The sequence below is a fragment of the Fodinibius saliphilus genome, assembly GCF_005869845.1.
GTDB lineage: Bacteria > Bacteroidota > Rhodothermia > Balneolales > Balneolaceae > Fodinibius > Fodinibius saliphilus.
The window spans coordinates 1,886,306-1,898,413 of the sequence record NZ_VAWF01000001.1 but is presented as its reverse complement, the minus strand read 5'-3'; the positions used below and the strand labels follow the sequence as shown (position 1 = coordinate 1,898,413).

The 12,108-nt window shown below is 42.7% G+C and carries 9 protein-coding genes and 1 tRNA gene; all 10 read left to right on the top strand.

Features of this window, described 5'->3' with window-relative positions:
- Window positions 1-506, top strand: a 506-nt coding sequence (locus FCN14_RS07975; protein WP_246043130.1) for an EF-Tu C-terminal domain-related protein, incomplete at its 5' end; no start/stop codon positions are given.
- 71 nt (window positions 507-577) lie between these two features.
- Window positions 578-650, top strand: a tRNA-Trp gene (locus tag FCN14_RS07970).
- Window positions 651-675: 25 nt separating this feature from the next.
- Entirely contained in the window at window positions 676-858 is a 183-nt protein-coding gene (secE, locus tag FCN14_RS07965) for a preprotein translocase subunit SecE (protein WP_138430666.1), read from the top strand.
- Complete coding sequence (nusG, locus tag FCN14_RS07960; protein ID WP_138430665.1) at window positions 855-1,421, top strand: transcription termination/antitermination protein NusG; 567 nt, start codon at window positions 855-857, stop codon at window positions 1,419-1,421. Before secE ends, nusG begins: the two co-directional genes overlap by 4 nt.
- A gap of 74 nt (window positions 1,422-1,495) precedes the next feature.
- Entirely contained in the window at window positions 1,496-1,927 is a 432-nt protein-coding gene (rplK, locus tag FCN14_RS07955) for a 50S ribosomal protein L11 (protein ID WP_138430664.1), read from the top strand.
- Window positions 1,928-1,942: 15 nt separating this feature from the next.
- On the top strand, window positions 1,943-2,641 hold the full coding sequence (gene rplA / locus FCN14_RS07950) for a 50S ribosomal protein L1 (protein WP_138430663.1): 699 nt from the start codon (window positions 1,943-1,945) through the stop codon (window positions 2,639-2,641).
- Window positions 2,642-2,665: 24 nt separating this feature from the next.
- Window positions 2,666-3,190, top strand: coding sequence for a 50S ribosomal protein L10 (gene rplJ, locus FCN14_RS07945; protein WP_138430662.1), 525 nt, complete (start codon window positions 2,666-2,668; stop codon window positions 3,188-3,190).
- Window positions 3,191-3,246: 56 nt separating this feature from the next.
- Window positions 3,247-3,618 carry a 50S ribosomal protein L7/L12 gene (gene rplL, locus FCN14_RS07940; RefSeq protein ID WP_138430661.1) on the top strand — a complete coding sequence of 124 codons (372 nt, stop codon included), beginning with the start codon at window positions 3,247-3,249 and terminating at the stop codon, window positions 3,616-3,618.
- Window positions 3,619-3,798: 180 nt separating this feature from the next.
- Window positions 3,799-7,614, top strand: a complete 3,816-nt coding sequence (rpoB, locus tag FCN14_RS07935) for a DNA-directed RNA polymerase subunit beta (protein ID WP_138430660.1) — start codon at window positions 3,799-3,801, stop codon at window positions 7,612-7,614.
- Window positions 7,615-7,666: 52 nt separating this feature from the next.
- Window positions 7,667-11,995, top strand: a complete 4,329-nt coding sequence (gene rpoC / locus FCN14_RS07930) for a DNA-directed RNA polymerase subunit beta' (RefSeq protein WP_138430659.1) — start codon at window positions 7,667-7,669, stop codon at window positions 11,993-11,995.
- The last annotated feature ends 113 nt before the right edge of the window (window positions 11,996-12,108 follow it).

Sequence of the window (12,108 nt, the reverse complement as noted above, 5' to 3'; positions counted from 1 at the left end):
CGACCGGACGAATTGAGCGTGGTGTGATTCAGCTCAATGATGAGATTGAAATTGTCGGAATTATTGAAGATCCGATGGATAGTGTAGTAACCGGTATTGAGATGTTCCGCCGGATGCTCGACGAGGGACAGGCCGGAGATAATGCCGGAATTCTGTTGCGTGGAGTTGACAAGGAAGATCTGCAGCGCGGAATGGTACTCTGTGAGCCTGGCTCAATTACGCCCCACAAGGAGTTTGAATGTGAGGTATATGTGTTGAGTAAGGATGAAGGTGGGCGACATACCCCATTCTTCGACGGATACCGTCCGCAGTTCTACTTCCGTACCACCGACGTGACGGGCTCTTGTGAGTTGCCTGACGGCGTTGAGATGGTGATGCCGGGCGATAACGTAACAATGGATGTTACGCTGATTCAGCCGGTAGCGATGGAAGAAGGCCTGCGCTTTGCGATCCGCGAGGGCGGCCGCACAGTAGGCGCTGGTGTTGTGACTGAAATTAAGGACTAGGTTGCTCAACAGTACTAAAAAAAATTTGCAAAGAGAATAGGCTCGTCTGAGAGTCTATTCTCTCTGCGTATACGGGTGTAGCTCAATTGGCAGAGCAGCGGTCTCCAAAACCGAAGGTTGTGGGTTCAAGTCCTTCCACCCGTGCAAGAATTGAACTGATTATATATACATGGATAAGATTAAAGAATTTATAGAAGACGTACGAAAAGAGATGAGAAAAGTCTCTTGGCCAGACCAGCAAGAATTGGTTGATTATACTATTGTCGTCGTCGTCTTCACTATACTCCTTTCCGCATTTATATTTGCGGTTGACCAAGTATACAGCACGGTATTAGAGGCAATTTATCAATGACACAAGAAGATCAGCATAAATGGTATGTAGTTCGTGTTTTTTCCAGTCACGAAAAGAAGGTTAAGCGCTATTTGGATCGAGAGATCGAAATGCAAGGGCTGGAAGATAAGATTACTGAGGTGTTAATACCTACAGAAACTGTTATTGAAATACGTTCTGGTAAGAAGAAAACACGTGAAAAGAATTTCTTTCCAGGCTATATATTGCTTAAGACCATATATGATGAGGAGGTAAATAATCTTATTCAGGGGGCTCCGTCTACAATTGGATTCCTTAAAAGCGGTAAGAACGATCATGTGCCAAAGCCACTACGTAAGGCCGAAGTGAATAGAATACTTGGTCGTGTTCGTGAAGGTGAAGGTTCCGCTGAAGAGGGGGGTAAGATTGAGATCCCCTATGATGAAGGAGATATTGTAAAAGTTATTGATGGACCCTTTAAGGATTTTGATGGCACTGTACAAGAGGTTAATACTGATAAACTCAAGTTACGTGTCATGGTAAGTATTTTTGGTCGAAAGACCCCGGTTGAAGTTGATGTGAACCAGGTAGAACCTGCAACTTAACCACTTTAAAATCACTTGATGCAAAAGTGAGCTATTACGCGGCAAATAAACATAAGTACAAGCAGTAAATTAAAATGGCAAAAAAAGTAGATCAAGTACTTAAGCTCCAGATTCGAGGTGGACAGGCAAACCCTGCTCCTCCCGTCGGACCCGCATTGGGTCAGGCTGGAATTAATATTATGGAGTTTTGTAAGGCTTTTAATGCTGCTACTCAGGAAGACGCCGGTACTATTATTCCGGTTGAAATTACTGTGTATCAGGACAAGTCTTTTACATTCAAAACTAAAACTCCACCTGCTGCAGTTCTGTTAAAGCAAGCTGCTGGGATTAAATCAGGTTCTGGCGAGCCCAATAGAACGAAAGTTGGTAGCGTCACCTGGACTCAGTGCAAAGATATAGCAGAACAAAAAATGCAGGATCTTAATGCTTTTGAGGTAGAAAATGCTGCTGAAATGATTGCAGGTACTGCCCGAAGTATGGGGCTTCGAGTGCAAAGAGATAAATAGAAGGTAAATTAATTTATGGCACAACGAGGAAAGAAGTACCAAGAGTCCGCAAAGCTCATTGATCCCGAGTTGGAATATACTCTGGCTGAAGCTTGTGATCTTGTGAAGAAAACCTCTAAGGCTAATTTCGACGAATCCGTTGATCTGGACTTGCGTCTGGGAGTTGATCCCCGACATGCCGATCAAATGGTGCGCGGATCTGTAACCCTGCCAAATGGTACGGGAAAAGAGATACGTGTTTTAGCTTTGGTAAGCGAAGCTAAACAAGAAGAAGCTGAAGAGGCCGGAGCAGATCATGTAGGTCTTGATGAGTATATTGAGAAAATTGAAGATGGATGGACAGATGTTGACGTAATTGTTGCCACTCCTGATGTTATGGGAAAAATCGGAAGGCTTGGACGTATTTTAGGTCCACGAGGACTGATGCCCAACCCTAAGAGTGGAACTGTTACCAACGATGTGACTGATGCTATTAAAGAAGCAAAGGCCGGTAAAATTGATTTTCGTGTAGACGACTACGGTATTCTACATGCATCAATAGGACGGGTTAGCTTTGATGCTAGTGAACTTCGTGAAAACGCTTTGGAATTTATACGAGAGGTTATGCGGCTTCGACCCGCTTCTGCTAAAGGTTTATATATCAGAAGTGCGTTTATGAGCTCCAGCATGGGCCCAAGTATTCCATTGAGTCGTTCATCTGTAATTTCTGCATAAAGATTTAAAACTAGGAACTGAATAATGCCAACATTAGCAGAAAAGAAAGCAACTGTTGAAAAAATTACTGACGATCTGAATAACTCTGGTGCGGTCTATATCACCAATTATTCGGGTATGACAGTAAAGGAAATCAACACTATGCGTGGCGAATTCTTCGAAGGCGATATTAAATACAAAGTATATAAAAATACTTTGGTTAAAAGAGCCATGGACGAAGTTGGAGGGTACGAAGATTTGTATCCCCACTTGGTTGAACAAAATGGTTTTGCCTTTGTAGAAGAAGAGCTTGCCGCACCCGCTAAAGTGATTAAAAAGTTATTTGAGGAAACAGAAAAGCCTAAGTTTAAAGCTGCAATCATCGATGGGGATTATTACGGTGAGGATGAGCTGGAAACCTTGGCTGCAATGAAGTCTAAGAGTGAAGTTATTGGAGACATTGTTGGTCTCTTGCTTGCTCCTGTTTCTAATGTGGTTAGTGCACTACAAGCTCCCGGTCGAAATATCGCCGGAGCCGTTGAAACAATCGCCGAAGAAGGCGACGAATAATACATACAACAACACAACGAATTTTCAATTCAAAAGATCAATCGGAGAATAATCAAATGGCTGACGTTAAAGAATTAGCTGAACAATTAGTCAACTTAACTGTAAAAGAAGCAAACGAACTCGCTAACTTCCTAGAGGAAGAATACGACATTAAGCCTGCGACTGCTGGTGTAGCTGTAGCAGCTGGTGGCGGCGAAGGCGGTGGCGAAGAAGAACAAACCGAATTCGATGTAGTTCTGAACGGTCCTGGCGACAAGAAGATTGCCGTTATTAAGGAAGTTCGCGGAATTACTGGTCTCGGACTTAAAGAGGCTAAAGAATTGGTTGATAATGCGCCAAACCCAATTAAGGAAGGTATCTCTAAAGATGAAGCTGAAGATCTTAAGTCTCAGCTTGAAGATGCCGGTGCTGAAGTTGAACTTAAATAATTAAGGTTCAATATCTTATAATTTGTCATTAGCCAATATCGTCTTGTGCGGTATTGGCTATTGGCGTCTATTTGCATGCTAGTATTTCACTTGTTATAAAGTGTATTAGAAGCGGCAAATTATGCTCATCACCATCTAATTAATTTTAAAGGAGAGGTTCCTTTGAGTAAACAGAGTAAAATGGAGAAAATCCCTTTCACCGACCGCTTGTCATTTGCCAGTACTGAACATGTTCTGGACTATCCTGATTTTCTGGATATCCAATTAGAATCGTTCGAACAGTTTACCCAACTGGATGTGGCACCTGAAGATCGTAAGAATCAAGGTCTTCAAAAGATTTTTAACGAAAATTTCCCAATTCAAGATTCCCGGGAAACACATATTTTGGAGTTCATGCATTATAGTGTGGATACTCCTAAATATAGTATGAAGGAATGCCAGGAACGTGGCCTTTCTTATGCTGTACCCTTAAAGGCAAAGATTCGTCTTTCTGCTGTTGATGACGATGACGAAACAACAGAAACGATTGAGCAAGAAGTGTTTCTTGGCGATCTCCCTTGGATGACTGAAAAGGGTAGCTTTATTATAAATGGATCCGAACGTGTAATCGTAAGTCAGCTACACCGTTCGCCAGGTGCATTTTTTGGACAGAATGTACACCCTAACGGCACGCAGTTATATAACGCGCGAGTAATTCCATTTAAAGGCTCTTGGATAGAGTTTTCTACCGATATCCGTGATGTATTATGGGCTTATATTGATAGAAAAAAGAAGGTTCCATTTACGACTCTACTTAGAGCGCTTGGATATTCTACTGACGAAGAACTGTATAACTTATTCGGTAATTCTGAAGTCATAGAACTTGAAGATAAAAAGCAATATAACGATGAGCTTGTAGGCAAGCGTCTTGCGGTTGATATCGTTGAAGAAAAAGTCGAAGAAGTTGTAGACGATGAGACTGGAGAAGTTACTGAGGCGATGACTCGTAACACGCTTCTGGAAATTGACCATGAGCTCACTGAAGATGATTACGGTTTGCTTCAAGAAGCTGATGTTGAAAAAGTTCGGGTTCAAACAATGGAGCCTGAGGATTCTGAACGCGATGTATTTATGAATACGCTTCGTAAAGATCCGACACACGATGAAGAGTCTGCTCTTGGAGAAATTTATAAGCAGATTCGAACTGGTGAGATGCCGGATCCAGAAACAGCACGACAAGTGCTTGAACGTTTATTCTTTAGTGATAAAAAATATGACCTTGGAGAAGTAGGACGATATCGTTTGAATAAACGATTGAAAGTGGATGTGGATATGGATATCCGCTACTTGGTGAAGGAAGATATCGTAGCTATTATCAAAGAGGTTATCCGACTTAAAAATATGAAAGCTCAGGTGGATGATATTGATCATCTGAGTAACCGACGTGTTCGTACTATTGGTGAGCAGCTGGGGCAGCAGTTCTCTATTGGGTTGGCTCGAATGTCGCGTACTATAAAAGAACGAATGAATTCACGCGATGCCGAGCAGTTAACCCCACAAGATTTAGTTAATGCTCGTACCATTTCTTCTGTTATCAATACATTCTTTGGTACCAACCAGCTGTCGCAGTTTATGGATCAAACCAACCCCATCGCTACATTGACGCATAAGCGTCGTATGTCGGCATTAGGGCCAGGAGGTCTAACTCGTGAACGCGCTGGCTTTGAGGTTCGTGACGTCCACTATACGCACTATGGTCGTTTATGTCCTATTGAAACACCAGAGGGCCCCAATATTGGCTTGATTTCTTCGCTCTGTGTGCATGCCAAAGTTAACGACTTCGGATTTATTGAAACTCCGTATCGTAAGCTTGAAGATGGAAAGGTTACAGAAGAGATAGAATATCTATCTGCTGAGCAGGAAGATGAAACCGTTATTGCTCAGGCCAATGCCCCTCTCGAGAAAAACGGGGTGTTCAAAAATGATAATATCTTCTCTCGTTTCCGTGATGGTGAGGTTGGATTGGCAGAGCCGGAAGAGATCCACTATATGGATGTTTCTACCAACCAGATTACTTCGGTTGCTGCAGCACTTATTCCATTTATGGAGCACAATGATGCGAACCGTGCCCTTATGGGTGCAAACATGCAGCGACAGGCAGTACCATTGCTTCGCCCGGAAGCACCGGTTGTCGGTACAGGTCTTGAGCACAGAGCTGCGAAAGATTCTCGTGCAATTATTGCTGCAGAAGAAGATGGTGAAGTCGTATACGTATCTGCCAAAGAGATCCATGTGAAGTACGATCGTACGGATATGGAGCAGCAATGCTATTTCGACGAAGGTATTAAGAAGTATAATCTTACCAAGTTTGAACGCACTAATCAGGACACAACAATCAACCAAACTCCTATTGTAGAAGTTGGTGATAAAGTTAAGAAAGGACAGACTCTGGCTGATGGTTGTGCTACTGACCAAGGTGAACTTGCACTTGGGCGTAACCTATTAGTAGGATTTGTCCCATGGAGAGGATATAACTTTGAGGATGCCATTGTAGTAAGTGAACGTGTAGTGCAGGATGATATCTACACATCCATCCATATTGAAGAGTTTGAACAAGAAGTTCGTGATACTAAACGTGGTGAAGAAGAACTGACACGTGAAATTCCTAACGTGAGTGAAGATTCTACTAAGGATCTTGATGAGCAGGGAATTATTAGAACCGGTGCTAAGATTAATCCCGGTGATATACTGGTCGGTAAGATTACGCCCAAAGGTGAAACTGATCCTACTCCCGAAGAAAAATTGCTTCGAGCAATTTTCGGTGATAAGGCCGGCGATGTGAAAGATGCGTCGTTGAAAGTTCCACCAGGAGTTTCTGGTACTGTTATTGATACCAAACTCTTTAGCCGTAAGCGTGATGAACAGATTTCCCGTAAAGAGGAGAAGAAGCAGGTTGAGCTTGAAAATGAGCGTCACCAGAAGAAGGTTGACGAACTTAATAGCCAAATGGTTGATAAGCTATATACGTTGCTTCGTGATAAAACCTCACCGGGTGTTTACGACTTTAGTGGCGTAGAACTTATTGAAAAAGGACAGAAATATCGTAAATCAGACTTTGAAGAACTTGATCCCGTAAATATTAATGAGAACATCGCTTGGGCAACTGATGATGAATTGGTTGAACATGTGCGATTACTCTTTAAAAATTATAGGGAACTGCGAAGAGAAATTGATACAGAAGCCAAACGACGCAAATATCAGATTCAGGTAGGCGATGATCTACCCCCTGGAATTATCCAGAAAGCAAAAGTTTATGTTGCCAAGAAGCGTAAGCTTCAGGTTGGTGATAAGCTTTCAGGACGACACGGTAACAAGGGTGTAATCGCCAAGGTAGTCCCACAAGAGGATATGCCTTACATGGAAGATGGTACCCCCGTTGATATTTGTTTGAACCCACTTGGTGTACCTTCCCGAATGAATCTTGGTCAAATTTATGAGACCATTCTGGGATGGGCTGCTAAGCGATTGGGTGTCAAGTTTGCATCACCCATTTTTGACGGTGCCAGTGAAGAACAAGTTAAAGACATGATGGAAGAAGCCGGGCTGCCCCGCGACGGACGTGTAACATTATACGACGGCCGTTCTGGTGAGCCAATGGATCAGAAATCTACTGTAGGTTATATCTACATGCTTAAACTCAATCACTTGATTGAAGATAAGATGCATGCTCGTTCAATTGGACCGTATTCGCTTATTACTCAGCAGCCGTTGGGCGGTAAAGCTCAGTTTGGTGGACAGCGTCTCGGTGAAATGGAGGTTTGGGCACTATATGCTTATGGTGCTTCCAGTATACTCAAAGAGATGCTTACTGTTAAAAGTGACGATGTGAAAGGTCGATCGCGAGTTTATGAAGCTATTGTAAAAGGTGAAAACTTGCCCGAAGGTGACGTTCCAGAATCCTTTAAGGTACTGCTACGCGAAATGATGGGTCTTGGCCTTGAAGTTCACATCGACTAATTATAACAACAGAATTTACACTGTTAAATAAAGTCAATCCGGAGGTACATCCTTGCCGACTACTAATACATTAACAGTTTCGAAAGACTTCGATAAAATTGGTATATCCCTTGCGTCACCAGAGACTATTTTGTCTCGGTCGCATGGCGAAGTCTTAACTCCCGAAACAATTAACTATCGTACCTTTAAACCGGAAATGGACGGTCTTTTCTGTGAAAAGATCTTTGGTCCGGTTAAAGATTATGAATGCCACTGCGGTAAATACAAACGAATCCGTTATAAAGGGATTATTTGTGACCGTTGCGGCGTTGAAGTAACTAGAAAGGCAGTACGCCGTGAGCGAATGGGACATATTTCGCTTACCGTACCTGTAGTTCATATCTGGTACTTCAAATCACTACCAAATAAATTAGCATACTTACTCGGATATTCTTCAAAGAATCTGGAGAAGATTGTCTATTACGAAACATACGTCGTGATGAATCCCGGTGTTGCTCGTGATCTTGGTTACAAGAAAGGCGATCTGATCTCAGAGGAAGAATATTATGACATCCAGGAACAACTCCCTGAAGATCAATGGGAGATGGATGACGATAATAAAGAGAAATTCCGCGCTAAAGAAGGTGCTGAGGCTATTCAAGAGCTGCTCTCTACGCAAGATCTTGATGAGCTTGCCTATCGTCTTCGTTATGAGGCACGGAACGAAACTTCGCAGATGCGTAAGAAAAAGAAGCTGAAGCGCCTGCAAGTTATTGAATCTTTCCGAGCTGCAAACCAACACACTGAAAACCGTCCTGAATGGATGGTCCAGAGTGTTATTCCGGTAATTCCACCGGAACTGCGGCCATTGGTACCTCTTGAAGGCGGCCGATTTGCTACCTCTGATCTTAACGATCTTTACCGTCGGGTGATTATTCGTAATAATCGTCTGAAGCGTTTGATTGATATTAAAGCACCAGACGTTATTCTCCGCAACGAGAAGCGCATGTTGCAAGAAGCAGTTGATTCACTTTACGACAATTCGAGAAAATCTAACGCGGTACGTAACAACAATCGACCTCTGAAATCTCTCAGTGATATGCTGAAAGGGAAGAGTGGTCGTTTCCGTCAGAACCTGCTCGGTAAACGTGTTGACTATTCGGGTCGTTCTGTTATTGTTGTTGGCCCTGAGCTTAAGATGCACCAATGTGGTTTGCCGAAAGAGATGGCTGTAGAGCTTTATAAGCCATTTATTATCCGCCGACTCATTGAGCGTGGTTATGTTAAAACGGTTAAATCTGCAAAGAAAGTTGTAGACCGCAGAGATCAAGTTGTATGGGAGGTCCTTGAGAACGTGATTGACGGACACCCAATCATGCTGAATCGTGCTCCAACATTGCACAGGCTTGGTATCCAGGCGTATCAACCCGTGCTTATTGAAGAGAAAGCAGTACGTCTGCACCCACTTTCATGTACAGCATTTAACGCTGACTTTGATGGTGACCAGATGGCTGTACACCTTCCATTAAGCCATGATGCAATATTAGAGGCATCTGTATTAATGTTAGGCTCTCATAATATCTTAAGTCCTGCCAATGGTGGTCCTATTGCGGTACCATCACAGGATATGGTCTTGGGTATTTATTACCTGACCAAGATGGCCAGTGATCAGAAAGGAGAGGGTAAAACCTTTGCCAACCTCGATGAGGTGCTTATTGCATATGATCGCGACCGCTTAGATATGCACGCGAAAATCAATATCCGTATTCCAAAAGAAGACGGTGATGGTTATGAAATCATCAAATCTACAACAGGTCGAGTTGTCTTTAATAAGATACTGCCTGATGAGATGGGGTATATTAACCGTACGCTTGGTAAGAAAGAACTGCGTTCTCTTATTGGGGATGTTCACTATGAAGTAGGAACATCACGTACTGCTGAATTCCTTGACGAAATGAAACGTCTAGGCTTCAACCAAGCAACTACAGGCGGGCTTTCCTTTAGCCTTGAAGACATTGTAATCCCTGATGAAAAACAACAGTTAATACAGAAAGCTCAAGATGAGGTTGCTGAAATAACTGATCGTTACGAAATGGGTTTCATTACCGATAACGAACGATATAATCAGGTTATTGATAAGTGGACAAGTACCACTAACAGGGTTTCTGAATCATTGTTTGAGGCATTGACCTCTGATCGTGATGGATTTAACCCAGTATTTATGATGGCTGATTCCGGTGCTCGTGGTTCAAAAGAGCAGATTCGTCAGCTTGGTGGTATGCGTGGACTGATGGCTAAGCCGCAGAAGAGTTCTATGCAAGAAGGAAACGAGGTAATTGAGAATCCAATTCTATCCTCATTCAGAGAGGGTCTTACGGTTCTTGAGTACTTTATTTCTACTCACGGTGCGCGTAAGGGTCTTGCCGATACTGCACTTAAAACTGCTGATGCCGGTTACTTAACGCGTCGTCTTGTAGATGTTTCTCAGGATATTATTATTAATGAGAAAGATTGTGGAACCCTCCGTGGAATTAAGATGAAAGCTCTGAAAGATAACGAAGATGTTATCGAGAGCCTGGAAGATCGTATTCTTGGACGAGTTTCATTACACGATATTTATGATCCTATCTCTGATGAGCTTCTTTGTGAATCAAATCAGATGATTGATGAAAAGGTCGCAAAGAGTATTGCGGAGACTTCAATTGAAGAGGTAGAGATCCGTTCTGTACTTACGTGTGAAACCGAACGCGGTGTATGTTCAAAATGCTATGGACGTGACTTGTCACGTGGTACAATGGTACAGGTAGGTGAGGCTGTAGGTGTTATTGCAGCTCAATCTATTGGTGAGCCTGGTACGCAGCTTACACTACGAACATTCCACGTTGGTGGTACTGCTTCTCGTATGGAGTCAGAATCACAGCATAAAGCGAAGTTCGAAGGTGAAGTTGAGTTTGAAAATATCCGCGTTGTCGAATATGATGACGGTGAAGAACTGCATGATGTTGTATTAAGTCGTGCCGGTGAAATTAAAATCGTAGATGAGGAAGGAAAGGTTCTTACGACCTATAATATTCCTTACGGTTCAGAGCTTCTCGTTGAAGAAGGCGATGAGATACCGAAAGGAGTACCACTCTGTAAGTGGGATCCTTATAATGCGAATATTTACGCTGAGATCGACGGTACTGTTGAGTACAAAGATATCATGGAAGATATCACGTTTTCTGAAGAGACTGATGCTCAAACAGGTCACCGCGAGAAAGTTGTAATTGACTCTAAAGATCGTTCACTGGTTCCAACCCTGATGGTTAAGGGCAGTGATGATCGCGTTCGTGAGAAAACATTGCCTGTTGATACACATATCGTTGTGGAAGACGGACAAGATGTTTCTGCAGGTCAGGTTCTGGCTAAGATTCCGCGATCAACCGGTCAGTCTAAAGATATTACAGCGGGTCTGCCGCGTGTTACGGAGCTCTTTGAAGCTCGGTCACCAAGTGATCCTGCTGCTGTATCTGAAATTGATGGTATTGTACGATTCGGCGGTCGTAAACGTGGTAAGCAGGAAGTTATCGTTGAAAGTAAAGATGGTAAGACAGAGAAGACATACCTTATATCTCTTTCCAAGCATATCTTGGTTCAAGAGAATGATTATGTTGAAGCTGGCCAGCAACTTTCTGATGGTACTATTCCGGCCGAAGAGATTCTTAATATTCTAGGGCCTTATGCAGTACAGTCTTACCTCGTGAATGAGATTCAGGAGGTTTACCGACTACAGGGTGTGAAAATCAATGATAAACACATTGAGACGATTGTACGCACCATGATGCAGAAGGTTGAGGTAACCGATCCCGGAGATACTATGTATCTTGAAGGTGACAAAGTTGATCGATTTGAACTCAATAATAAGAATGATGAGTTGATCGGTAAATATGTTGTTACCGATGTCGGTGGAAGTGATCTCAAACAAGGAAGAATCCTTGATCGTCGTGAAGTTCGAGATATTAACAACGAACTTATTAAAGAAGGTGTCGAAGAAATTGAAACACGTGAAGCAGAACCGGCTATTTCTAAGCCCATACTGCTTGGTATTACACGTGCTGCACTTTCAACAGAAAGCTGGTTATCTGCTGCTTCATTCCAGGAAACAACTAAGGTTCTTACACAAGCATCTATTGAGGCTAAGAAAGATACACTTCAAGGTCTTAAAGAGAATGTGATCGTTGGTCATAAAGTACCTGCTGGTACGGGACTACGTAAGTATGATGATCTCATTGTTGGTAAGAAAACTGAACTGGATGAAGATGAGCAAGAAGTAGCCAAAGTGTTCGAAGAGCTCAGTGGAGCTGGCGATCCTAATGGTGAAGAAGCAACTGCTGAAACTGATGTAGAAGAAGACGAATCATAACTTCGATAAACATCATTAGTAACTAATATTTAAAGCGTCTGGCCACTATGGTCAGACGCTTTTTTTATCGTAGTGCCCTTACTAGTAGCCGACAAATAAAAAAGCCCCCGATT

What these genes read in the sequence shown, in the direction of transcription:
- rplA (WP_138430663.1), top strand. Translation starts at nt 1,943, where the DNA reads ATGGCACAACGAGGAAAGAAGTACCAAGAGTCCGCAAAGCTCATTGAT.
- rplJ (WP_138430662.1), top strand. Translation starts at nt 2,666, where the DNA reads ATGCCAACATTAGCAGAAAAGAAAGCAACTGTTGAAAAAATTACTGAC.
- rplL (WP_138430661.1), top strand. Translation starts at nt 3,247, where the DNA reads ATGGCTGACGTTAAAGAATTAGCTGAACAATTAGTCAACTTAACTGTA.
- rpoB (WP_138430660.1), top strand. Translation starts at nt 3,799, where the DNA reads ATGGAGAAAATCCCTTTCACCGACCGCTTGTCATTTGCCAGTACTGAA.
- rplK (WP_138430664.1), top strand. Translation starts at nt 1,496, where the DNA reads ATGGCAAAAAAAGTAGATCAAGTACTTAAGCTCCAGATTCGAGGTGGA.
- secE (WP_138430666.1), top strand. Translation starts at nt 676, where the DNA reads ATGGATAAGATTAAAGAATTTATAGAAGACGTACGAAAAGAGATGAGA.
- nusG (WP_138430665.1), top strand. Translation starts at nt 855, where the DNA reads ATGACACAAGAAGATCAGCATAAATGGTATGTAGTTCGTGTTTTTTCC.